Consider the following 22,688-nt stretch of genomic DNA (forward strand, 5'->3'; position numbering starts at 1 on the left):
CCTCGGCGTGCTGGATGATCGCCAACCGACGACGGACTTCACGGGGCAGCAGCGGTTCGCTCATGCAGGTCTCCTAGTGCTCGGAGACCCGGACTGTCAACGATGTCCGTCAGTTTTAGAGGGGCACTCGTTCTTTGTGCCCCACTTAAGAGGCTATTTCTTGATCGTGTTGGCCCAGTCCATCGCTTATACATCGTCAATGGGGCGATCCATGAGGTCCGCGACCACTACATGAAGCCTTGCCCCCGGGCATGTAGGGGTGGGGGATGAAAACATGTTTTGAGGCTGATCAAGCCAGACCGGCCAATTCCTCTAGCCCTTGTTCGTCGAACGCAACAATCTGGTACTCGGAACGTTCGCCCAACGTGCGTTCTCGCTGATCTCGTATCGCCTGCTCCCGACGCCAGCGTTGGGACCCGATACCGCTGTTCAGGAGCGCGCCATGCTCGCGGATCACCCGCTTAACTACGTCCGTGCACTTCTGCCTCCTTTTGTTGTACAGCTTTAGCGCAGCTTCCAAGTCGGTAGATTGGGTGATTAGTTCCGCGAGATCTGCTGCGTGTGAGCACGCGAGGTTCATACCGAATCCAGCCCAGGGAGGGGCGCAACTTCCCGCGTCGCCTACCAAGACACCCATCCGACCAATGCGCCAACTGTTGATAAAAGATTCGTAAAAATAATTAGGCCGCTTGTTAAGGATTTGCTCGTCAGGCAAGTCCTTTAGTACGTCTGCAAGTTGAGGATTCTGAGCTTGCAGATATCTATCAGCATCCTCTCTCTTAGTGAAGACAGAACTATATGGGCTAAACGGTGTTTGGCCCGTGAATAGCCAGATTTCTTCTCCTTTGTGGTTCGTGTGCACTTGCGCCTCAATGAGCAATGAAATAGTGCCGTTGAAGTTGGGCAAACCGATGCCAAGGCTCTCATCGTCTGGCGCTGGGAAAAAATGGATTTTATCTAGCTCTAATTTTGATCGCTTGACCGCATCTTCGCTGACCGTCAAATTCAAGTAGGGCGTACGACTCTCACTGGTTGCGCTTACTCCGGGCTGGCCCTTGGCTTTACGTTGGCCAAGGCCGTGCACTCCGTCGGCAAACACGATGAGATCCAAGCCAGTCAACTCATGCTGGCTTTGATCTGCCATGCTTTTCCACCTCACAGTTCCTGTTGTCGGATCTGCGTCAACGACCTCGCAATCGAAATTCAATGTGCATTGCGGATGACCAAGAATTGTCCCGGTCAAGAGTGCAAGTAGGTCTCCCCTCGGCACAGAAACGAGAAGATCTGAGGGGCGATGACCGTAAGGATGAGTCCAGCACGCACCCGACAACGAGTGGATTGCTCTTCCATCAACGATGGTTCCGGCACCATAGATTAGATTACCTAATCGACCGAATGATCGGAGTCCAAGCGCATCTGCTGTAACGTTGTAGGAGCGTGCGTCGGTTGCCTGGTCGAGTTTATATACTCCCCTCTTTTCGAAAACACTTACTATGGCGCCACCATTTAAAAGCTTCCATACAAGTAGCAAACCAGAAGGGCCACCGCCAGCCACCGCGACCTTGAGTCTTTTTGATGACTTGACCTCGGCCGGACGAAATCGATTAAAGAGGTCTTGCGATACCTGGTTCATGATGTGACTCCGTTTGGATGTACCCATTTCAGGGGTTTGGAACTGAAGCAGCGACGTTGGTAAATTTGCCCGTGGTCATCTTCCGGTCACGAAGGACGCGGCAGTACGGTGAGCACCCGCTGGATGTGGTCGCGGAATTCTTGCATGTAGGCGCGTAGGAATCGCTCGGTTGAGTCATTGGAGACCGACCCATCAGCACCGAAGATTTCCGGCTTGAACGTGATGTAGGCCTCGGGCGCCGTCATCTGCCGCGCATTGAGGTAATTCAGCACCGCGCGGAGGTTCTGCTGACCCATCGCCGTGCCAATCGCACCCGGAGAGGCGCCGATAATGGCTGCGGGCATGTGGTTAAATGAATTCTGTCCATACGGCCGGGAGGCCCAATCGATCGCATTCTTCAAGACGCCAGGGATCGACCGGTTGTATTCCGGCGTGACGAACAAGATCGCGTCGGCCGCGGCGATCGCCTCTTTCAGCGCCTGACCTTCGGGCGGGTAGTTTGCGTCATAGTCTGGGCTGTAGAGCGGTAGATTGGCGATGGGGATCTCCAGGAACGACAGGTCGCTAGGCGCTAGGCGAACCAGAACTTTGGCCAAAGTCCGGTTGACGGAGGTAGAAGACAAACTGCCGATGATATTTCCGACCTTATAGGTGCTCATTGGCGATCCCTTCGACGGGCAGACGGACATATTATCGTCGATTGCGTCGCCGAACTATGGGGCATTTCGCGGCAATTCTCACCGGAACTTCATCTACCAGCCGGTACGGGCGACGCTATGGTGTTCGCCCGCGCAGGCGGCCTGTCTGATATGAGAGGCTGCAATGTGCACGACTTGATATAGCCCATAACAATGCTCGGTTGCGTTCGGTTCGACCATGACCTAAGCGAAGACCCGGCGGCACCACGCGCTGTCGGCGCATTCTGCGCTTCGGCCGCCGCCCGTTCCGGGTAAGCGCACTCGTGCGGGAAGTCTGCGGTTCAGATTGAGGAATTCGATCGAGCCAAGCTGAGCGTGGTGAAAACGTGTGCCACAGCTACTTCCAACGTGTCTGAAAGGCACCTCCGCCACGTTGCCGCTAAGCACGGGGGTACTACATGCAGGTGTCTACATCAGAGGACGACGCACAAGCGACCCTCGCCGACTACATCAAAGCGCTGGGCCTGCGCGGCGCGCTGGGACTAAGGCTTCGGGGGAGCGGACGAACCCGCATTTCCATACAGGCAGCCATTGTATTCCGGACTACCCGGGGCGAAGTCGAAGCCGCAGTTGCACTCATGAGCCTGCTGGGGGGTGGCAAGCGAATCGCAAAAGGGGGTGCCAGCCGAGGCCGATGGTGCGGTCCACATCACACCAGCGGCCAAGGCTGCCGATGCAGCGCTGACCGTCGCCATCAATACTCTCGTCTTCATATTGGGATTCCTTCTCCTTGAAGCTCTTTGACGACGACGGTACCTGTCGCCACTGGCCATGGCAGTGACAACATTCGTAGCACCGCGCTAGCCGAATAATAGGGGTCTCAAGGCCCGCCCGCGATGTGAACTGCATCCTAGCAACGACGGGGGAACCCCTGCGGCCTAGTCAGGGCAAGGGCACGGGCTCACGATTCCTTCCCGCACTCTAGGGAATCACCCTGCAGGACAGTCTGGTAATTCGTTGGTCGCGGGTGGCCACGATGTCGAAGTTACGCCGACGACGAACCCAACTTCTTAATCTGTCGATTGAGGCTGTCTCGCAGATCCTTGGGAATTCTCTTGAGTCCTTTCTCCGTGTTCATGACGCAGGTGAAAGCCTCGTCGAGCCGCGGCAGTGTGGCAGCGGGACCAGCGTCGACTCCACGGCGGGTGTCGTCGACGGCTTGCAGATTGCGAAGGATCAACTCGGCACCGTCCAATCTGCCCCACAGATAGTCGTTTTCGCGCGACGCCGCACTCATGAATGCCGCGAAATGGTGGAGCGGGATGCCTTTGAGTTTCGTCGTTCGCTTGCCCTTCTCCTCGGCATAGAGCGCGGTCGCCGCGAGCGGGCTGAACTGTGCCACGCCGATCGGGGTCAGCTGCGGCAGCTCCGCGAGCGAAATCGTTGGGAAGAGCAATCCGTCCCAGAGCGGAAAACCCAAATAGCGGCTCAGCAGAGCTTGCCTGTCGTCCGGATCCCAGTTCTTCGTCGCCCGGTTGAAGACCGTCCAAAGCTCGAAGCTGTCGTTGTGGAGCGTGCGCTGCAACCCCGCGACGTAGGCATCGAAGATCGCGTTGAACTCGTCGAGGTGACTCTTCACGAATGTGTCAGGAAGAGCCAGCATTGTCTCGTCGTCGATTAGCCGAAGAAAGTCGACGTTGGCAGCGCTGAGGTCGTGGACGGCGGCGCGCACATCGCCTCGGAGGCGGTCGAGTATCGACCACGCGGTCTGCTTCATTTCGTCGAGGTCGCTGCGCGGCGGCGGTTGCCGAGTAGCGCCGTCCCCGCGGTACAGCGCGTTGATACCGGCAAGGATGAACATCAGCCGCCGTTCGCGGTAAGGCACGTCGATCGCCCGCAGCACTGTGCTGAGCCCTCTTTCGCCGGTCTTCCAGTCCGGGTGTCGACGAACCCACGCCATGAATGCGGCGCAGATGAAACTGCCCTGAGCGGATTTCTGTGGAAATGACAGCTCTTCGAGGAATTCGCCGGCCAGTCGGCGAATCGCGGCATCGAACTTGAGTCGTTGGTACGTCTGCCAGGACAGTCCGAGCGCCCCCTCCGCCCGGGCATGCATGGCATCCGAGAGTTCCTGGATGTCGTCAGGTGCCCTCAGTTGTTTCGTCAGGGCATTGATCGCCACGGGAGTCGTGCGCTGTTCGAAGTTCGTCCAATTCTCAACGAGATTGCCATGTTTGGCTAGGATCGACATTCGCGCGGCGGCAATTTCATCTTGGACGTTAGCCATCTGGCGCTCGGCGAGGGCGCCCACTTCGTCGATTCTCCAGTTGAGGTCTCGTAGCTTCAATAGATCGAGCAGAATCGGGTGGCTGCCGCGCACCTTGTTGACGGTGAGCAAGTCAAACAGCCAGCGGCGTCCTTTCGGAATCTGTTGCGGTGTAGGCGCATCGAGTGGCCTGACGGGATCGGGCTCGATGTAAGCGATGCGTCGGTACACCTCGGTTTCGGCGCGCCGGCGACTGATGGCATCGATGACAAGGTCGAAAGGTGCGTTGTCCAGCACGCCCCCATCGACGAAGTACGTTTTTTCTGCATCGTCGTGAGAGGAGTAGGCGTAGCGAAAGATCGAGGTATGCAGCTTCGATTTGCCCCCGGTCTCTTTCATGAAGGATTCCCAGCTGACCGGTGCGAACGCACCTGGGAAGCTCGCCGTCGCTCGGCCGGCGAAAGCCATCTCCGGCGTGAAATCGGATTCGAATTGCTGGAGGTCACCCCGTTCGCCATCGAATTCGAGAACCTGCGCGTTGTAATCACTGCGTTGGCTGGCACCACCCGCGCCGGACGGAACCAATACCTCGAAGCCCTCCAAGTCCGTCGTGGTGACATACAGCGTCAGCGTGCCGTTCCTCGGCAGCAGATTCGCGGCAGTGGGCCCGTCGTCCATCTTTTTCAGCGCACGTAAGAGCAACTGGGACATCAGGTCTCCCCGCAGCGGTGATACCGGACTGAACGCGCCGACCAGTTGACGCACTGCGGCCATCAACGCCTGCGCGCGCAAGCCCGCGAACGAAGGAGCCCTGAGCAATTTGCGCATATCACCCTCGTTGATCCACACGTCCGTCAGCGGATCGAGCGACGCGTCGCGCGCCAGTGCCTTGGCCAGTGCGACGCCGTTTATCCCACCGGCCGAGGTACCGCCGATGATGTCGATGGTGACGCGCAGTGGCCGTCCGGCAGCGGCTAGTTGCTGCAGAGCGTCGTAGTAGACGGCCTCCGTGTCATCTGGGCCGGCGCCCGTGCGAAATGGGTTGGGATGGCTGGCGTTGTCTGCGCTATCGAATGCGCGTGCCGCCCGAATCAGCTTGTGCAGTTCCTTGGTCACACCATGCATGTAGACGGCTAACGAGACACCTCCGTAACAAACCAGAGCCAGTCGAAGTTCTGCCTCGTTCTGCATCGCTCGGCCTCCGATTCGTTGCGGCGGATAAGTTGGCACTACCTCTATGCATGGAGGATCTGTCCTACCATCTGCCGGCTATGCCTACCTGGCACGCGTAGTCAACTACTCCTTTTCGCAACTCGAGCGGGCTAGTGGTTGCTATACGGATCACCCCATGGTCCCACGCGTCGCGTCAAGAGGCGCGGGGCGCCAGGCCCCGATTGGCTGGCACACTCGCAACCCGACGGCGACCGCATTTGCATCTGTGGCCATGAATTCACCTTCGAAATGTGACGTCTGACAGTGCACCCCGGCCGTTGTACAGTCTCGAAGTGACCAACGGTCGCCTCGCTGATCCGGATTGCTGCCTCAAAACCGACGCTCGGTCGGACCCACGAATGGTCATGGCTCTTGCGCCGGTGGGTCTCGACAACAATGCGCCAACGGTGCCGCTGACAATCGATGCGCCGTTCGCGGAACGGCTCGCCTATGCCGCGATGTGCGAGGAGGGGATGGGCGCAGTTCTAGGTCTATTCGCCGCGGGCATTCCCGACGCGAACGGTGTGACAACTACGACGACAACCGTCACCGGCGAACACGGAAACGACGTCACGTTGTACATCAGCCGCCCCGATGTCGGTGGTCCGCTGCCTGCCGTGGTGCATCTGCACGGTGGCGGCATGGCCATCGCCAGTGCCGCCGACGCCACCTACGCGCGGCTGCGCGAGTACCTGGCGGGCACCGGCCTGGTCGTCATCGGCGTCGAGTTCCGCAATTCCGGAGGAAAGCTCGGCCCGCACCCGTTTCCCGCCGGATTGAACGACTGCGCGGCCGGCGCCCGTTGGGTTTCGGCGGATCGCGCAGAACTGGGCGTCAGCCATCTGATCGTCAACGGCGAGTCCGGCGGAGGCAATCTCACCCTGACCCTGGCGCACAAGGCGAAACGCGAAGGCTGGCTGAACGAAATCGCGGGCTTCTACGCGCAGTGCCCGTACATCTGGAACCGGTGGCATGAAGCTCCCGATGAGTTGCCGTCACTGCGGGAATGCGACGGCTACTTCATCAGCCTTCAGCAGGCGGAGCTACTGGGTTCGATTTACGACCCCGAAAATCAGAACTCGAACGATCCCACCTGTTTCGCCGGCGTCGCGACCGACGAGGACCTGAATGGCCTACCGCCGCATGTGATCTCGGTGAATGAACTCGATCCGATGCGTGACGAAGGACTGCAGTACTACCGCCGCCTGGTGCGTGCGGGTGTCCCGACTGTGGGCAGGGTAGTCGCGGGCACCTGTCATGGGGGCGATCTGATATTCGCGGGCGCGATGCCCGACGTCTTCGCGGCCAGCGTGCGCGATCTCAGCGGGTTCGCGAAGAGCCTCGGCTAGTCCCACTTCAGAGACTGTTTCTGCGCTTACGGGCGCTCGGGCGGACGCGCTATCGTCTGCAGGTGGCCATATCTACATCTGTGAGCGCAGGGCTTGCGACATTGCTGGCGATCGCCGCATGCACAACAGCGCCGCACGGCATTGCCGATCCGACAACGCAACAGTCGCCCTTCCCGACCGGAAAGTCCGGAACCACAATCCATGTCACCGAGTACAGCACCGCGACCGCCGACGTCACGCTCAACAACGCGACCTGGGTTTCGTCCGGCTGCTCTGCAGGCGGGGGCTGCAACGTCATCGAGCTCACCATCGTCGGCAAATCCGATGCACCCTTCAGCTACAGCGAGAGGTACGTGACGGCTGCCTCTTCCCCGTGGCGGCAAGATCCATACCGGGATATCCAGGGCGGCTCATCCACCGTCAATTACCGGCAGATCAACAAGACGCCGCCGCTGCGCCTGGGCAGCGTCACCAACGGCCAAACCGCGCACGGATTCATCGGTTACGACGGCAACGTGAAACAAGGCGACATTTACATCGAATTCAACGACCCCAATGCCCCGGCGGCGCCCACTCCCTTAGCGGGCTGGAAAGTCCACACCTAGCCGGCGGCCGGCGGCGGGCTAGATTACCCCTATGCGAATTGTTCGCGTGTTAGGTGCAGTCCTGACGGTTCTCACAGCAGGGCTGCTGCTGGCAACCCACTCCGGCGCACAACCGCCGTCCAAGCTCACCGATCACATCACCGACAGTTCCGGGGTGCTGACGGATTCCGATCGGGCGACGATCAGCTCGGCAATCGACGGGCTTTACCACGATCAGCGCGTTCAACTGTGGGTGGTCTACGTCGACAACTTCTCCCGATTCAAACCAGACAACTGGGCCGACCGAACCCGCAGCGCCAGCGGGATGGGCGACAACGACGTGCTGCTGGCCGTGGCTACCAACACCAAGGCGTACTCGTTCGTGGTGCCGCCGAAGGTCCATGACCTCACAGCAACCGAGCTAAACAGCTTGCGGACTAACAAAATTGAACCCGCGGTGGGCGCTAAAGACTGGGCCGGTGCCGCGGTCGCTGCCGCTGACGGGCTGGACAAATCGGACGGATTGACCGACTCGCCGGGTTCGTCAATGCGGATCTGGCTGATCATTGCGATCGGTGTCATCGTCGTGGTGGCGATCGTCGTGGTGGTCCTCGTGCTCTATCGCCTGCGCCGCCGCCGGCGTGCCGCACGGCAGGTCAGCCCCAGCGGCGCCCAGCGGGTTGACTCGCTGGGCCAGGCATTGTCCATCGCGGAAGCCAGATTGCGGCAAATCTCCGACTACGTCGCCAAACATCACGCGAGCGTCGGCGCCGAGGCTCGGACCCGGCTCGAAGAGGCAAAACGGCATTTAGCGGCGGCGCACAGCAAGGAAGCAAGCAACGAGCCCGAAGCAATTGGCCATGCCAACGGGGCCTCGACGCTGGCCGCCGCGGCACAGACTCTGGCAAACGCCGATGTGCTCGCGGCGCACCGCACGCCGAAACGTCGAGGCACCACATCGACGCGATGATCACCCTGCGCGACCGCTGAGCGACGACCGGTTCTGACCCGCATGCGGGCCGCCGCGTCGGACCTGTGCATCACGTAAGTCCGCCATCCAGACGGAACCACACCACCGTTGGCCTCGTTAGGCGATCAAGGGGAGGGCACTCGGCCGCCGATTGGGCAGTTGCCGATGAGATCCCGACATGCAGTTGCAAGTGGAGGAAACCTATGGCGATTTCTGATGTTCCGGCGTTCGCCCACTTAACTGACGCCGACATCGAGAGTCTCGCCGTCGAGCTGGACGCGATCCGCCTGGACATTGAGGATTCGCTGGGCGCGCGGGACGCCCGCTACATCCGCCGCACCATCGGTGCCCAACGTGTCCTCGACGTATCCGGCCGGCTCATGCTGGCCGCCGGTTCGCGACGTTCGGCCTGGTGGGCAGGCACCGTGACACTGGCTGTAGCGAAGATTATCGAGAACATGGAGATCGGCCACAACGTCATGCACGGTCAGTGGAACTGGATGAACGATCCCGAGATTCACTCCACAACCTGGGAATGGGACATGAGTGCGGCGTCAAAGCACTGGATTTCCGCCCACAATCATCAGCACCACAAGTACACCAACATCCTCGGCATGGATGACGATGTCGGCTACTTCATCCTGCGCGTCACCCGTGACCAGCCCTGGGAGCGCTTCAACGTCGGCAACGTACTATTCAATGCCCTGCTCGCGCTTGGGTTCGAGTGGGGAATCGGCTTGCAGACAGTCGATTTGGAGAAACTCTTAAAGGCTGGCCCGGAACGCGACAAAGTGCTCGAGCAAACACGCGAGTTCTCGGTCAAGGCCGCACGCCAGGTGGTCAAGGATTATGTCGCGTTCCCGGCACTCACGTCGATATCACCGGCGGCTAGTTACAAATCGACGCTGAAAGCCAACATTGCCGCCAACGTGATCCGCAACATCTGGGCCAACGCGGTAATTTTCTGCGGGCATTTCCCCGATGGCGCAGAGAAATTCACAAAGACCGACATGATCGGCGAAACCAAGGGCGAGTGGTACCTGCGCCAGATGTTGGGTAGCGCCAACTTCGAGGCCGGCCAGATGCTGCGGTTCATGAGCGGCAACCTGTGCCACCAGATCGAGCATCATCTGTTTCCCGATCTGCCAAGCAACCGGCTACACGAGGTCTCGGTGCGGGTGCGCGCGCTGTGTGACAAATACGACTTGCCTTACACCACAGGCTCTTTCCTGATGCAGTACGCCAAGACGTGGCGTACCATCGCCAAACTGTCGCTGCCGAACAGCTATCTGCGCGACACGGCCGACAACGCACCGGAGACCCGCAGTGAGCGGATGTTCGCTGAACTCCAGCCCGGTCTCGCCAAGACCGATCTAGCGACGGGGCGCCGCCGCGGCCTCAAGACCGCGATCGCGGCGGTCCGACCTTGGCGGGCCAGCGCCGGACCGGCACGCTAGGTGGTGACGACCATCAGCCGTTGGCCGGCGTCCCAGGCTTGAATGAAGAGCGCCAAGGGGATCTGCTCGTCGCGACCCTGGCGGCTACCGCTGTCGTTGAGATGCACGACGTTGTTGCCGGTGTCGACGCCCGTCACGACCACGGTGTGGTCATGCGCCGGGTTGCCGTCTTTGTCTGTCTGGTCGACAGGCTGGTGCCAGATGAGTTCGCCGTTGACGGTGACGAGCACCTTGTGGCCGGCGCCAAGTTGCTGCTCGAGCCCCTCAATGCTTCCGTTGCTAATGGTGGCGCCGACGTTGTACAGCGCCAGGAGCGCGGGGATGTCCCTGAACCACATGCCCTCGCCCGAATCCGGATCGTCGGGGTGGGCGGGCCTGGTGTAGATCGGACCTGGGCCTTGCGTGCTAGGCGTCGCCTGCGCCCTGTCGATGATCTCGTCCTCCGAGGGCGCCACGCCGGTCACTTCACCGATCACATCAGCGGTCGACGCCACGGCGCAGTCATCCCAGTATTGCTGGTAGCGCCAGTACTTCGCGGCGCCCGCGGGATCGCCGTACATGGTGTCCGAGGTCGCGTAGGCCGGGCCGACCAATCCCAGCGCAACAGCGCTGGCGACGACAGCAACGGAGGCGGTCTTGGCGATGGCGTTCGTGAAGCCCTTCATGGTTTGTCCTTTTCTGCTCCCGCTCTAGCCGCGGAGTAGCTAAGAAAAGACTCGGATGTCGGCCTTCTCGAATTCTCAAAGAGTTCTTGGAAGCGATCGCGCGGACGAAAACGGGTCGGTGTCGTCCGCCGGACCGTAGGGTTGAGCGGGTGCTGGCAATCGGTTCGCTGGTATGCGGCTACCGCATCCAGGCGGTGCTGGGCAGCGGGGGCATGGGCACTGTGTATCTGGCCGCCGACCCGGCATTGCCTCGCCAAGTGGCGCTCAAAGTGCTTTCGGCCGAACTGTCACGCGATCGGGATTTTCGGGCGCGTTTTATCCGCGAAGCCGACACCGCGGCCGCCCTGGATCACCCCCAGATCGTGTCGGTGTACACGCGCGGACAAACCGACGACGGCCAACTGTGGATCGCGATGCAGTTTGTCGACGGCACCGACGCCGAGGACGCGCTCTGCGACGGAACCATGACCCCGCACCGTGCTGTCCACATCATCACGCACGTGGCCAGGGCGCTCGATTTCGCCCACGCCAACCACGTCATCCACCGCGACGTCAAACCGGGCAACTTCATGCTCTCCGGCGCGGTCGGCCCAAATGAGCGAGTCCTGCTCGGCGACTTCGGGATTGCTCGCGCACTTGACGACGTGGGGCTGACCGCCACCGGGGCGGTACTGGCCACCGTCGGCTACGCCGCGCCCGAGGTGCTTTCCAACGGACGCATCGACGGCCGGGTCGACATTTACTCGTTGGGCTGCACGCTGTATCGATTGCTGACAGGCAACACGCCCTTTGCGGCGAGCAACGGGGCCGCAGCCGTGATGATGGCCCACTTGTTCCAGCCCCCGCCCCGACCCAGCGACATGGTGCCGTCGCTGCCTCGCGGCCTCGATCATGTGATTGCGGTCGCGATGGCAAAAGATCCCGGTGCCCGCTTCGCGTCTGCGACCGCGCTCGCCGACGCCGCCGTCTCGGCGTTGCGCGATCCCACTCGGTACGCGCCGCTCCCGCCGATACCCAGCGGCGACGTCAGCTCCTACCCGCACACCTGGCAGCGACAGCCGCCCACGGTGTCGGCCTGGCCGGGCCCCCCACTGCCCTCGCCGCCGCAGCGCCGGCGCCGGCGCGGCCTGATCGCCGCCGCGCTGGCCGGCGTCGTGCTGTTGGTTGTCACGGTCACCGTGTGGGCCTGGCCCGACACCGCTGGGCCTCGCGCTGACACCAGCCAACGCTCCGGATCACCGGTGGCATCGGCATCGGCTCAGGGGCCGGCGGCAACCAATGTCGCCGCCGCTGCGCTGCGCTCCATTTTGCTGTCCGCCGCCCAGCTTCCGGTCGCGGCCAATGGAGATCCGCTGGTTCTCGAGCAAGACAGTGCCAGCCTGCTCGACGATTCCGGGATCCTCGACAACCCGCAATGTTTGGCTGCCTGGGCGCCCGCGCAGCAATCCGTGTACCGGCAAAGCGGCTATACGGGTGTGGCCGCACAAACGTTGCGCGGCATGAACGAACAGGCCTGGCAAGACAGCGTCACCCAAGCGGTCATCGCCTTTCCCGGCGATAAGGCCAGCTCATCGCTGACCACGCAGCGCGGGCAGTTGGAATTATGCGGCGGCAAATCCGTGACCGTGAACCAACCGGGCGTCCCCGCTCAAACCTGGAACTTCGGCCAGCCCCTGACCACCGCCGGTGTGCTCACCCTGCGTGTGACCCTGCGCGGCGGCGGATCGTGCCAGCGAGGAATGTTGGTGCGCGGCAACGTCTTAGTCGACATCCGACAATGCCGCGCTGCCGGTGGCACCGATGTCGCCTCGTTGGTCACCGCCACCGCCAACAAGGTGCCTCGACAATGACGCAACGACGGGGAGACCGATGACTGTCGCCAATCGCCTGTGCGCGCTCGGTGTGGCCGCCGCGCTGACCACCTCGTGCACGACCGTCACCGGCGGCTCGGCGCTGCCCCAACAGACCGGCACCTCCACCTCGGCCACGGCGGCGGCCCCGCCCGGCTCCTCGGCGTCACCGGCCCCCTCCGCAAAGCCTGCTGCCGAGGACCAGATCCGCGAGACCCTGATGGCGTTTCAGGACGCGTACAACACCCAAAACTGGGATGCCTATTTGGAATTGATGTGCACTGCGATGCGAAATAAATTCAGCGGCACCGCGATGAACTACGTCAAGAAGGGCCGGGCCCAAAATGGCGTCACCACGATCAAAGACATCACCTCGATCACAATCACGGGTGGCACCGCCGACGTCAAGTTTGTCGGCCAGAACGAAACCATGGGCTCTCACAACGTCAGCTTGCCGCTGAAACTCGAGGACGGCTGGAAGATCTGCCAGACCAGCTACTGACTAAGATGAAAAGCAAACTATTGCAAGTCAATTCGGCGATTCTGACGGCACTGCTCGCGGTGGCGCTAGTGGCTTGTAGCCACACCACCGCCGGTGAAGCCACCCACGCGTCGCCCAGCCCCGCGGCGACGGTGAACGCTTCGCAGCTCGACTCCAGGAACTATCCGGTCACGCCGCAGCCGGCGCTGGGCAACGCCGACTCCCAAGACGCGGGGCGTCTGGTCGAAGGTCGGCGTATGGCCGCCTACGTCGTCGGGCCCTGGCAAACCGATTCCACACTGGTCGGCGCGAGCTCGGCCGGCGCGAACGTCATCGACAAGCCCCTTGGGCTGTCGAGCGCGGTGTGGCCGCCGATCGCCGGTGGCGCCTACAACTTGCCGTTGGTGGTCGGGTTCGTCTCCGAGCGACAAGCCGCTGGCCCGGATCCTCAGATGTCGCTGCGCAATACCGTGCTGCGATTCGTCAACCCCTCGGCAGCATCTCAGGCGGCCCAGAACATGACCACGGCGGCCAGGAACATGCCCCGCATCACCAGCGCGATCCCGATCGTGACAGAACCCGAACGCCCTTTGGCTATTCCCGGTCATCCCGAGGCCAGCGGCACAGTGCTGACCTTCCAGGAGGGTGCTCAGATCGTGCGTGAACTGACTGCGCTTACGACGCACGGCTCCTACGTCCTTGTGCAAGTGGCGCGGTGTGCGGCGGGCCCGGAATGCGAAGCTCAACTCGCCGGACACACACTCGATCGTCAGCTCCCGCTGATCGACACGTTTACTCCCACCGACCCCGTGCAATTCCCCACGCTTGCAATGGATCCCACCGGACTTGTCGCCCGCACCTTGCCGCCACCGGCCGGCCAAGCCACGTCAATGTCCGGGGCTGCCTATCCGCTTGCGGGTGCACTCCACCTCGAAGACGACCCCGTCCAGATCGGGCCCCTGCTATCTGCGGCGGGCGTCGACGACGTTTCGGTCAACCTACCCACCGTCTACCGGACAAGAGATCCCTCGGCCGCGCAAACCCTTACCCGAGACTACGGCGATCTTGTCGCTAAAACACCTGCCGCACAGCCGGCTTCGCCGGTTCCCGGTCTTCCGGACAGTCACTGCACCCGGGTCGCCGGAGCTAACGGTCTGGTACCCAGATATTGGTGTCTGGCCGCCGCGGGCCGCTACACCATCAAAACCATTGCCCGCCAGCTCGACAACGCGCAGCAACAAATGGCGGCCCAATATCTCATCCTGACGGGACAATGATTCATGCGGCGTTGCCCTGCTGCGGCCGATGAGAAACACTGGTGGACGCAATGAACCGTAACCACATGCTTGCGCTGCTCGTGACCGTGCTCGCAGTAGTCGGCTGCGCAGAGTCGTCCGCAACTGCCGCCGCGGAGTTCCCTTCCGCCACGACGGTATTCGCCGACGCGCCGAGCATTCCGCTGGGCGCACAGCCGCAGCTGGCTTCTGACCCCGCGCAGCTAGCCGATGATCTCGTCGCCGACGAGCAGGCGCTGCGCAATTCGGGTACGCCGGAGGCGGCGCTTTCGGCGGCGGCGCACCGCGAGCAAGTGGCCTACCGGGCCATTGGACGGCATCCGGAATGGGATGCGACCATCCGGCCGCGGATTCCGGCGTCGTTGACCGATGTCTACGACCGCAATGTCGACGCTCGCCGGCAGCTTCAGGCGATGGCACAGGTGCGCGACACCGTGCCTGCCTGGCGCATCGACCCCCCGACTCCGGCCGACGAGCTGATGGGTTACTACCACGCGGCGGAGGCGGACTCCGGTGTCGGCTGGAACTACCTGGCCGCGATCAACCTGGTCGAGACCCGCTTCGGCAGCATCCATGGCGTGAGCACCGCCGGCGCGCAAGGTCCGATGCAGTTCTTGCCGTCGACGTTCGCCTCTTACGGCCAAGGCGGAGACGTTAATTCGCCCCGCGACAGCATCATGGCGGCGGGCCGCTACCTCGCCGCGAACGGCTTCGCCAACGACCGCGATCACGCCATCTACGGCTACAACCACGCGCACCAATACGTCCAGGCGGTCGACCAATATGCCGCGTTGATCGCCGCCGATCCCGCGACGTTTGCCACCTTCTACCGCTGGGACGTCTACTACGTGACCACCGCAGGCGACGTGTTACTACCTATCGGTTATGCCGCGACGTCGCCGATCCCAGTCGCCGATTATCTGGCGGGCAACCCGCAGTAGCGCGCGAGGCCGGACTACAACCCGATGTAGACGGCTTTGGTGTTGAAGTAGGCCTCGATGCCCTTGCGGCCACGCTCGCCGCCCCAGCCCGACTGCTTGTGGCCGCTGATCGGCATCGACGGGTCCGCCGCCAGCGACGAGTTCACCCAAACCTGGCCCGCGCGAAGCTCATTGACGACACGGTGGGCGCGGGACAGGTTCTCGGTCCAGATGGATCCGGCGAGGCCGTACTGGGTGTCGTTCGCGAGGGCGAGCACCTCGTCCTCGTCGTCGAACGGAACGACACAGCCGACCGGCCCGAAGATCTCTTCCTTGATGAGTCGCATGTCGGGCGTGGTGTTGGTGACGATCGTCGCTTCGTAGAAGTAGCCCTTGCGGTCCATCGGCTTGCCGCCGGTGATCACCTGCGCGCCGCCGGCCACACCGTCGCTCACGATGCCTTCGACGCGTTTGCGCTGCTTGTCGCTGATCAGCGGCCCCAGGACGGAATCAGGATCGTCGCTGCCGCCCATCGGCAGCATCTGGGCGAACCCGGCGAGGCTCTCGACCACCTGGTCGTAGATGCCGCGCTGAACGTAGATACGCGAGGTGCACGAGCAGTTCTGCCCCGAGCCGGCGAGCAAGCCCATGCCGGCCCCCATGATCGCCTTGTCCAGGTTGGCGTCGTCGAACATGATCAGCGGCGACTTGCCGCCGAGCTCGAGCGTCAGCCGCTTGAGGTTGCCCGCGGCCGCCTTGACGATCAGCCGTCCAACCTCCGTCGATCCGGTGAACGAAATCTTGTCGACGTCAGGATGTGCGGTCAGCGCGGCACCGGTGGTCTCGCCATAGCCGGTGATGACATTCAGGACGCCGTCGGGCAGACCCGCCTCGCGGAAGATCTCCTCGAGCTTGAGCGCGGTCAGCGGTGTTTCCTCGGCGGGCTTGAGAACGGCGCTGCAACCCGCGGCCAGTGCGGGCGCGACCTTGAGCATCGCCACGAAAAACGGTCCGTTCCAAGGGATGATGAGGCCGACGACGCCGACCGGCTCGAGCTGGGTGAAGGTGTGGTACGTCTCCCAGGTGCCGAGCAGGCCGTCGGACACCAGATTGGCTGACTCGCCGTGGATCTTGCCGACCCAGCCGGCGTAGTACTTCAGCATGTCGACCGACACCGGGATGATGTGGCGTGCGGCGGTCAGGTTCATGCCGTTGTCTTGACCCTCGAGCGCGGCGAGCTCGTCGATGCGTTCCTCGATGATGCGCGCGGCGCGGAAGAGGACGTTCGCTCGGTGCGACGCGGGCGCCTTGCGCCACACTCCCGACTCGAAGGTCTCACGGGCGCGGGCCACCGCCGCGTCGACGGCCGCCTGGTCGGAATCGGGGACCTCGATGATCAGCTCTTCGTTGGAGGGGTTGAACACCGCGATGGCGTCAGTCAATGTCCTTCATCCTTTCGACGAGCCGCTCCGAGACGCAGAATGCGTTCGCTGCTCGTCAGAGGTTACGCGCGTAACTAATGAGTGTCCAGTATCCGCCGGAAGGCGAGCGCAAGATTCAGGTGGACTCTCGGATGACCAGCGTCGCGATGTCCCGGGCAGCCGGGCGTGCTTCGTCGGGAAGCTCCAGTTCTGCTAAAACCGCTGCTAGTGCCACTTCGGCGATCGCCGTGCGGTCGAACGCCACCGTCGTCAGCGCGGGGATGCTGAAGGGAGCCAGGGCCGTGGCGTCCACGCCGATGACCGCGAGATCGTCGGGGCAACGTAGTCCGGCGCGCCGCACGCCGTCGAGCACCACGAAGGCCACCTCGTCGCTCTGCGCACAGACCGCGGAGACGCCGGCGGCGTGCAGTTCACCCACCACCGCGGCGCTGTCGTCCGGCGTGAACGCCGTCACGACCACATCGGGCAGCCCATGCTGGTGCGCTGCGTGCCGGACGCCGTCGATCCAGTAATCGCCCAGTGCGCGCCACCGGCGATCGCCCGAGTATGCGAACGCCACGTTGCGGTGTCCCCGTGCGACGAGATGGTCCACGCGCATCTGTCCGACCGAATACTGCGGGTCGCCGAGGCCCGGCAGCGTGTGGACGCAGATGTGGGGAATGGCCGCGTCCTTCACGGCGCTTGATGCCTTGCGGCCCAAGGGAAACAAGCTCGTCACCGCGATCGGCTGCAACTGGTTGATGGCGTCGGCGACGGCGTCGTCGCGCTCGGTCTCGAAGAGCTGAACCTGCATGATTCCGCGGCGGGTCAACTCGGTGGTCATGTGAGTGCCCACCTGCATGGGCATCTCGCCGCCGGCAAGTTGCGGCACGATGTACAAGATGACGCCGCTCTTTCCGCGGGCCAGATTACGAGCGGCCAGGTTGGGCCGGTACCCCAGTTCTGTGGCCGCACTGTGCACCGCGGCGCGCGTCTGCGCCGAAATGGTGCGCCCGACTGAGTTATTGAGCACGTAACTGACGGTCGCGGTCGAGACGTTGGCCATTCGCGCAACGTCGGCCTTCGTTGGCCTGCCTTTCACGCTCAGATCGTATGCCCCGACGCGCAGACCGGCCGGATTGCGCGGCGATGTGTCCATTCAGCGCATGTCACCACCAGCCGTCTAGCAGAGCAAAGCCGGAAAAGTTACTGTGGTCAGTACCCCGTGCTGAGGGGTATCTGCGGGATGGTGATCAAGGTCGAGTGACAAACCGATCGACAACAGACGCATCGGATCTGCACGCTTGGACGCGGTCCAAGAATTTCGACGACTGGTCCCTTACCTGCTGCCAGAAACCGCACCTTGATCTGCTGACCGATCCGGAGGAATTCCGGCTCACCCACCGGCTGGCCCGCGTCGGGCCGATCACCCTCGCCGAAGTCGTCGTCGACGCCGACGTGTCGATGGATCGCGCCGAGCTCTGCGATGCATTCCGGGTAGTGGTGCTGATCTCGGGGCACATGGAATGCGTACACAGGGGAGTGTCGGTGCGTCCCGGCCCGGGCAATGCCGCCGTCGCTGCGCCGGGCGGTATGACTGAGGCGCGATGGGGAGCCGGCGCCAGGACGCTCACGTTGCTGATGGACCGTTGGGTCGTCAACGACGCTCTCAGTGACGCGCTCGGTCGGCGGGTGACTCCGCAGGTCGACTTCACGCCCGTGATGGCGACCACGTCAGTGCCGGCGCGCAACTGGATCAAGATGTTGGCGCTGCTCAGCGGACAGCTTTTCTCCCCCGACAGCCTGCTCAATCATCCGCTCGTCGGGTTGCCCTTTGTCGACAGTCTGGTGCACGGATTCCTACTCGCCGCCGATCATTCGCTCCGCGATGCTCTTGCCGGTGGTGAAGGGCTGGCCGCACCCCGCGCGATTCGCGCCGCCATCGAAATCATCGAGGAGGAAGCGCATCTGCCGATGACGCTGTCCTCGATCGCGGCCCGCAGTTGCGTCAGTGTCCGTTCGCTACAGCTAGGTTTCCGGCGGCACCTTGACACATCGCCGATGGCGTATCTGCGCGAAGTTCGGCTGCGCCGAGCACACCGAATGCTGCTGGAATCCGATCCATCGATGACCACCGTTGCTGCGGTGGCACATCGTTGGGGGCTTCAACCATCTCGGCAGGTTCGCGGCCGCGCACGCCGACCGTTACCGCGAGGCGCCAGGTGATACCTTGCGCCGCAGCATATTCCAACGTGATTCGCAGCGACCGTCGTCGCATGCATGCTGACTTATCCCTTGACTCTGGCGATTAGTTTCTCGAGGGTAGGCCAGCTGAGGCCGCGGCCTTCACCGACGGAGAAGGTGAAGTAGCCGATGCCCAGCTCTTGCCGCATGCGCGAGATGCGCTCGGCCGCCGCTTCGATGGGACCGTCCAAACATGTCGCCATCGAGCGGAGTTGCGACTCAGGCATTTCGGGCGCCGCCCGTTTGAGGATCAGCAGGTCGTTGGGATCGTCGATGGCTACCTGGCCGAAGCTGAACGAAAGCTCGATCTGATCCAGGCGTGCGCCCGCGTGCTCCTTGACGTACTGAACACGTTGCAGCAGTTCGCTTTCGGTGCCGAACGTCAATATCGAGACGATGTCGGCATGCGTGGCCGCCATCGCTAACATCTTGTCGCCCGTACCGCCAATCATGATCGGCGGCGCATGCTGGATCGGCGTAGGTGAATAGTCCGGATTGGCGAACGTCGCGCGGATCTGCTCGACATGTTCTCCGACCAGGTGCACGCGCTCTGCGGGCGTCGGGAAGCGCAGGCCCGCCGTCTCGAATTCCTCGGCAACATAGCCGGCACCCAACCCGATCTCGAGGCGGCCGTCGATTGCGGAGTCCACCGCCGCCAGGTCGCGGGCCAACAGGGCAGGCCGGTACAAACCGCAGTTGAGCACACAACTGCCCACGCGCACCGAGGGCACCGCGGCGGCAACGGCTACCAGGGACGGAAGAGGTGCGCTATAGCCGAGGTGATCGGGCAACAGCACGACGTCACAACCGCTGTCCGCGGCGTGGCGGGCCTGATCAATCAGGTCTGCGACCGAGCCCCGTGTGCACAGGACCGCGCCAAAGCGCAGCGGTTTGGTATTCATGCGAATCCTGCTGGTGTGAAACTACTTGCCCCGGAGTCGATTCAGATGCGCCTGCCGTTGCATGCTGTTGATGATCGGCCAATTGACCTTTGGGTGCGCCATTCCGCGTGCCGCCAGGTATCGACGGGAACTGCGCCGCATGGCCTTAGCCATCTGCCACCTCGATTTGAACCCGTCCGGCGATGGCGGCGTGAAGGCGGTGCTGACAAAGACCCAGCCTTCGCCTCGGCTTTCCAGACGCCCCGTGACCCGCACGATTCGTAGGTTCCAGAGGTCTTCGTCGTGGGAGTGAGCCAGCAGGTTCGCAGGCCCGGCCGCTGGCGCGACGGATGTTGGTATCAGGACTGGCATTTCACCGGTTTGCGCGTCGTAGCGCGACGAATGCTGCCGCACGCTGACAGGATGTCCCTCGACGCCAACCGCGGTGACAACCACCTCGGGAAACTCGCTGAGCGACTCACTTGCCAGCTGCCACATCGCGCAACTCCTTCAGGTCGAGCGGCTCTGGGGCTGCAGTGAAATCCCTGTTGCGCCAGTGGAATCCATGTGCTGGCGTCACGTATATCGCTATCCGCCAGTAATAAGAAGGAAATAGGCGGCGCCCGAGGAACGAGCTCATGAACTTGCTGGCCGGTTGTCGATCGATCACCGTTTGGCACAAGGCTGCCAATTCTGGTGAGGATCTCATGTCGGCGATCACCCTGTCCTCGGCTACCGCGCTGCCGCAGATCAAGACGGCTCCCGGCCGGGACAACCCACTACCGGTTGGCTCCGAGAACAGCAGACTCACTTTGGGATTGCGGCGGATGTTGAAAACCTTTTGTGGAAACCCGATGCTGGTGCAGACCAGAAGTCGTCCATCGCGCAGGAGTAGCGCGCTGACTGGCCACGTCTGCGGTGTTCCATCACGGGACACTGTGGTGAACTCACAGGTCCGGTAATTCTCCACAATCGCGATCGCGTCGCGGATGGTCGAGGATGCCGTTTCACGCATACTTTGAGGCTAGGAAGATGTGCATTGGCCGAGCTATCCATCGCGCGCGTGACGTAAGTCAGAAAGCGAACCACGTGGACGAACTCCCCGGACCGTCGTGCCCCTGCGGCGCCGGCAAGAGCTATCGCGCTTGTTGCGGGCCGCTGCACGATGGCGAGTCGCTGGCTCGATCGGCCGAGGAATTGATGCGATCGAGATATTCGGCCTTCGCCTGCGGCGACGCGGACTATCTGTTCCGCACCTGGCACCCGCGAACACGACCGGCCGACGTGACCGTCGACCCCGGCGTCACCTGGATTGGCCTGGACGTGATCGACACTCTCGCGGGTGGCCCGGATGACGATTCCGGGGAAGTGGAATTCACGGCCAGGTTCGAGTCCGCGGGCCGCACCGACAGCCTGCATGAGCGCAGCTGCTTCGAGCGCCGCGCCGGCCGATGGTTTTACCTCGACCCCGTGCCGGAAGATCTGTAGCGGAGTTTGGCGTTAACTCGCTTGAAGCAGACCCACAACAGGAACGAGGCACCGCCCATGACCGCAGACTTGCCTGATACAGCACTGGAGCTGCGTTCGTTGGTGACGTCGGATGGCACCCTCGAACTCTCGCTGCAAGAGGTTCGGGTTGCGGCCGCCGGCCCAAATGAAGTGCTGGTGCGGGTGGAAGCTTCGCCGATCAACCCGTCAGACCTGGGCCTTCTCATTGCCAGCGCCGACATGACCACTGCCACGGTCACGGGTACGCCCGAGCGTCCCATCGTCACCGCGTCTCTGGCAGCGGGGAGCCTGGCAGCGCTGTCGGCTCGACTCGACGAGTCGCTGCCGGTGGGCAATGAAGGTGCCGGCACCGTGGTGGCCGCGGGATCATCCGAAGCGGCCCAAGCGCTGGTCGGTAAGACGGTGGCGATTGCTGGCGGCGCGATGTACTCGCAATACCGAGCGGTCGACGCATCCGCATGTCTAGTCCTGCCCGAGGGGGCTACGGCGAGGGACGGAGCTTCGTCTTTCGTTAATCCAATGACGGCACTCGGAATGACGGAAACGATGCGCCGCGAAGGACATTCGGGCCTGGTACACACCGCTGCGGCGTCGAACCTCGGTCAAATGCTGGTCAAGCTCTGCCACAAGGATGAGATACCGCTGGTCAACATCGTTCGCAAGCCCGAGCAAGAGGAGTTACTCACCGCGATCGGCGCAACCCATGTCCTCAACTCGTCATCACCGTCGTTTACGACCGATCTGGTCGAGGCTCTCAAGGCGACATCCGCGACGATCGCTTTCGACGCCACGGGTGGTGGAACGCTGGCCAGCCAGATCCTCAACGGCATGGAGAAGGCGGCTAGCGCGACAGCGGGGCAGTACTCACGCTACGGGTCGAGCGTCCACAAGCAGGTGTACATCTACGGCGCACTTGACACTAGTCCGACGGTGCTCACCAGGAGCTTCGGCATGGCGTGGGGGGTGGGAGGGTGGCTGCTCACTCCATTTCTTCAGAACGCGGGCGCCGAGACTTTCGGGCGGCTGCGCGCTCGAGTGGCAGCGGAGCTCACCACGACCTTCGCGAGTAGCTACACCCGGGAGGTTTCACTCGCCGGCATGCTCACGCCCGATGCGTTCAACGCATACGTCAAGCGAGCGACCGGCGAGAAGTTCCTCGTGACTCCGAACGCCTAGTCGCTCGGCTCGTGGAGCGAGTGACGGGATTCGAACCCGTGTAGACGGCTTTGCAGGCCGTTGCCTAGCCGCTCAGCCACACCCGCACGAACAACGACCATGCCAGCGCTGGCCGCCGCGGCCCAGTGTTTGGCTCG

General features: G+C 62.7%; 20 protein-coding genes and 1 tRNA gene. 11 read left to right on the forward strand and 10 right to left on the reverse strand.

Features of this window, described 5'->3' with window-relative positions:
* Nucleotides 1–289: 289 nt before the first annotated feature.
* From H7K34_RS00765 to H7K34_RS00775, 3 genes are all read right to left on the reverse strand, one after another.
* Nucleotides 290–1,633: an FAD-dependent oxidoreductase gene (locus H7K34_RS00765; protein WP_264058793.1), complete on the reverse strand. Its 1,344-nt coding sequence runs from the start codon at nt 1,631–1,633 to the stop codon at nt 290–292.
* A gap of 86 nt (nt 1,634–1,719) precedes the next feature.
* Nucleotides 1,720–2,292: an NADPH-dependent FMN reductase gene (locus tag H7K34_RS00770; protein WP_264058795.1), complete on the reverse strand. Its 573-nt coding sequence runs from the start codon at nt 2,290–2,292 to the stop codon at nt 1,720–1,722.
* Between the two features lie 1,024 nt (nt 2,293–3,316).
* The gene (locus H7K34_RS00775) at nt 3,317–5,728 is read right to left on the reverse strand and encodes a patatin-like protein (protein ID WP_264058798.1); all 2,412 of its coding nucleotides are present in this window, start codon (nt 5,726–5,728) and stop codon (nt 3,317–3,319) included.
* 314 nt (nt 5,729–6,042) lie between these two features.
* Between H7K34_RS00775 and H7K34_RS00780 the strand changes: the two genes are divergently transcribed.
* The 4 genes from H7K34_RS00780 (at nt 6,043) to H7K34_RS00795 (ending at nt 10,109) form a co-directional block, all read left to right on the forward strand.
* Nucleotides 6,043–7,098 (forward strand): alpha/beta hydrolase, encoded by a 1,056-nt coding sequence (locus H7K34_RS00780; protein ID WP_264058800.1) that lies wholly within the window; start codon nt 6,043–6,045, stop codon nt 7,096–7,098.
* Between the two features lie 80 nt (nt 7,099–7,178).
* The gene (locus H7K34_RS00785) at nt 7,179–7,703 is read left to right on the forward strand and encodes a hypothetical protein (protein WP_264058802.1); all 525 of its coding nucleotides are present in this window, start codon (nt 7,179–7,181) and stop codon (nt 7,701–7,703) included.
* Between the two features lie 31 nt (nt 7,704–7,734).
* Nucleotides 7,735–8,652 carry a TPM domain-containing protein gene (locus tag H7K34_RS00790; protein WP_264058804.1) on the forward strand — a complete coding sequence of 306 codons (918 nt, stop codon included), beginning with the start codon at nt 7,735–7,737 and terminating at the stop codon, nt 8,650–8,652.
* A gap of 203 nt (nt 8,653–8,855) precedes the next feature.
* Nucleotides 8,856–10,109, forward strand: coding sequence for a fatty acid desaturase family protein (locus tag H7K34_RS00795; RefSeq protein ID WP_264058806.1), 1,254 nt, complete (start codon nt 8,856–8,858; stop codon nt 10,107–10,109).
* Here the strand turns inward: H7K34_RS00795 and H7K34_RS00800 are convergent.
* A complete protein-coding gene (locus H7K34_RS00800; RefSeq protein ID WP_264058808.1) occupies nt 10,106–10,774 on the reverse strand; it encodes a C39 family peptidase in 669 nt (222 codons plus the stop codon). The genes H7K34_RS00795 and H7K34_RS00800 overlap by 4 nt on opposite strands.
* 149 nt (nt 10,775–10,923) lie before the next feature.
* On the opposite strand from H7K34_RS00800, the gene H7K34_RS26575 reads away from it, so the two are divergent.
* The 4 genes from H7K34_RS26575 to H7K34_RS00825 are packed head-to-tail and all read left to right on the forward strand — an operon-like array spanning nt 10,924 to nt 15,341.
* A complete protein-coding gene (locus H7K34_RS26575) occupies nt 10,924–12,624 on the forward strand; it encodes a serine/threonine-protein kinase PknH/PknJ (protein WP_308205427.1) in 1,701 nt (566 codons plus the stop codon).
* Nucleotides 12,625–12,643: 19 nt separating this feature from the next.
* Complete coding sequence (locus H7K34_RS00815; protein ID WP_264058811.1) at nt 12,644–13,126, forward strand: Rv0361 family membrane protein; 483 nt, start codon at nt 12,644–12,646, stop codon at nt 13,124–13,126.
* Nucleotides 13,127–13,131: 5 nt separating this feature from the next.
* A complete protein-coding gene (locus tag H7K34_RS00820) occupies nt 13,132–14,382 on the forward strand; it encodes a DUF7373 family lipoprotein (protein ID WP_264058813.1) in 1,251 nt (416 codons plus the stop codon).
* A gap of 50 nt (nt 14,383–14,432) precedes the next feature.
* The gene (locus H7K34_RS00825) at nt 14,433–15,341 is read left to right on the forward strand and encodes a lytic transglycosylase domain-containing protein (RefSeq protein WP_372510657.1); all 909 of its coding nucleotides are present in this window, start codon (nt 14,433–14,435) and stop codon (nt 15,339–15,341) included.
* Nucleotides 15,342–15,355: 14 nt separating this feature from the next.
* Here H7K34_RS00825 and H7K34_RS00830 read toward each other — a convergent pair whose 3' ends face one another.
* Nucleotides 15,356–16,762, reverse strand: coding sequence for an aldehyde dehydrogenase family protein (locus H7K34_RS00830; RefSeq protein ID WP_108921591.1), 1,407 nt, complete (start codon nt 16,760–16,762; stop codon nt 15,356–15,358).
* A gap of 115 nt (nt 16,763–16,877) precedes the next feature.
* Nucleotides 16,878–17,807 carry a LacI family DNA-binding transcriptional regulator gene (locus H7K34_RS00835; RefSeq protein WP_264059226.1) on the reverse strand — a complete coding sequence of 310 codons (930 nt, stop codon included), beginning with the start codon at nt 17,805–17,807 and terminating at the stop codon, nt 16,878–16,880.
* 197 nt (nt 17,808–18,004) lie between these two features.
* On the opposite strand from H7K34_RS00835, the gene H7K34_RS00840 reads away from it, so the two are divergent.
* Nucleotides 18,005–18,967 (forward strand): AraC family transcriptional regulator, encoded by a 963-nt coding sequence (locus H7K34_RS00840; protein WP_264058819.1) that lies wholly within the window; start codon nt 18,005–18,007, stop codon nt 18,965–18,967.
* 62 nt (nt 18,968–19,029) lie between these two features.
* On the opposite strand, the gene H7K34_RS00845 is transcribed toward H7K34_RS00840, so the two are convergent.
* From H7K34_RS00845 to H7K34_RS00855, 3 genes are read right to left on the reverse strand one after another with little or no spacing between them, the layout of a single operon-like run.
* Nucleotides 19,030–19,887, reverse strand: a complete 858-nt coding sequence (locus H7K34_RS00845) for a TIGR03621 family F420-dependent LLM class oxidoreductase (RefSeq protein ID WP_264058820.1) — start codon at nt 19,885–19,887, stop codon at nt 19,030–19,032.
* 21 nt (nt 19,888–19,908) lie between these two features.
* On the reverse strand, nt 19,909–20,364 hold the full coding sequence (locus tag H7K34_RS00850) for a hypothetical protein (protein ID WP_264058822.1): 456 nt from the start codon (nt 20,362–20,364) through the stop codon (nt 19,909–19,911).
* Nucleotides 20,345–20,881 carry a pyridoxamine 5'-phosphate oxidase family protein gene (locus H7K34_RS00855; protein ID WP_264058823.1) on the reverse strand — a complete coding sequence of 179 codons (537 nt, stop codon included), beginning with the start codon at nt 20,879–20,881 and terminating at the stop codon, nt 20,345–20,347. The genes H7K34_RS00850 and H7K34_RS00855 overlap by 20 nt, the downstream gene beginning before the upstream one ends.
* A 74-nt stretch (nt 20,882–20,955) precedes the next feature.
* Between H7K34_RS00855 and H7K34_RS00860 the strand changes: the two genes are divergently transcribed.
* Together H7K34_RS00860 and H7K34_RS00865 are read left to right on the forward strand one after the other, a co-directional pair.
* Nucleotides 20,956–21,354 (forward strand): YchJ family protein, encoded by a 399-nt coding sequence (locus H7K34_RS00860; RefSeq protein WP_264058824.1) that lies wholly within the window; start codon nt 20,956–20,958, stop codon nt 21,352–21,354.
* A 57-nt stretch (nt 21,355–21,411) separates the two neighbouring features.
* Nucleotides 21,412–22,551, forward strand: coding sequence for a zinc-binding dehydrogenase (locus H7K34_RS00865; RefSeq protein WP_264058826.1), 1,140 nt, complete (start codon nt 21,412–21,414; stop codon nt 22,549–22,551).
* 12 nt (nt 22,552–22,563) lie between these two features.
* Here the strand turns inward: H7K34_RS00865 and H7K34_RS00870 are convergent.
* A tRNA-Cys gene (locus tag H7K34_RS00870) sits at nt 22,564–22,637 on the reverse strand.
* Nucleotides 22,638–22,688 lie beyond the last annotated feature (51 nt).

This window comes from Mycobacterium montefiorense, assembly GCF_025823255.1.
Classification (GTDB): domain Bacteria; phylum Actinomycetota; class Actinomycetes; order Mycobacteriales; family Mycobacteriaceae; genus Mycobacterium; species Mycobacterium montefiorense.

Bases quoted from the DNA above. Each gene is read 5' to 3' on its own strand.
- H7K34_RS00765 (WP_264058793.1), bottom strand. From the start codon at position 1,633: ATGAACCAGGTATCGCAAGACCTCTTTAATCGATTTCGTCCGGCCGAG.
- H7K34_RS00770 (WP_264058795.1), bottom strand. From the start codon at position 2,292: ATGAGCACCTATAAGGTCGGAAATATCATCGGCAGTTTGTCTTCTACC.
- H7K34_RS00775 (WP_264058798.1), bottom strand. From the start codon at position 5,728: ATGCAGAACGAGGCAGAACTTCGACTGGCTCTGGTTTGTTACGGAGGT.
- H7K34_RS00790 (WP_264058804.1), top strand. From the start codon at position 7,735: ATGCGAATTGTTCGCGTGTTAGGTGCAGTCCTGACGGTTCTCACAGCA.
- H7K34_RS00795 (WP_264058806.1), top strand. From the start codon at position 8,856: ATGGCGATTTCTGATGTTCCGGCGTTCGCCCACTTAACTGACGCCGAC.
- H7K34_RS00800 (WP_264058808.1), bottom strand. From the start codon at position 10,774: ATGAAGGGCTTCACGAACGCCATCGCCAAGACCGCCTCCGTTGCTGTC.
- H7K34_RS00815 (WP_264058811.1), top strand. From the start codon at position 12,644: ATGACTGTCGCCAATCGCCTGTGCGCGCTCGGTGTGGCCGCCGCGCTG.
- H7K34_RS00820 (WP_264058813.1), top strand. From the start codon at position 13,132: ATGAAAAGCAAACTATTGCAAGTCAATTCGGCGATTCTGACGGCACTG.
- H7K34_RS00825 (WP_372510657.1), top strand. From the start codon at position 14,433: ATGAACCGTAACCACATGCTTGCGCTGCTCGTGACCGTGCTCGCAGTA.
- H7K34_RS00835 (WP_264059226.1), bottom strand. From the start codon at position 17,807: ATGGCCAACGTCTCGACCGCGACCGTCAGTTACGTGCTCAATAACTCA.
- H7K34_RS00845 (WP_264058820.1), bottom strand. From the start codon at position 19,887: ATGAATACCAAACCGCTGCGCTTTGGCGCGGTCCTGTGCACACGGGGC.
- H7K34_RS00850 (WP_264058822.1), bottom strand. From the start codon at position 20,364: ATGTGGCAGCTGGCAAGTGAGTCGCTCAGCGAGTTTCCCGAGGTGGTT.
- H7K34_RS00855 (WP_264058823.1), bottom strand. From the start codon at position 20,881: ATGCGTGAAACGGCATCCTCGACCATCCGCGACGCGATCGCGATTGTG.
- H7K34_RS00865 (WP_264058826.1), top strand. From the start codon at position 21,412: ATGACCGCAGACTTGCCTGATACAGCACTGGAGCTGCGTTCGTTGGTG.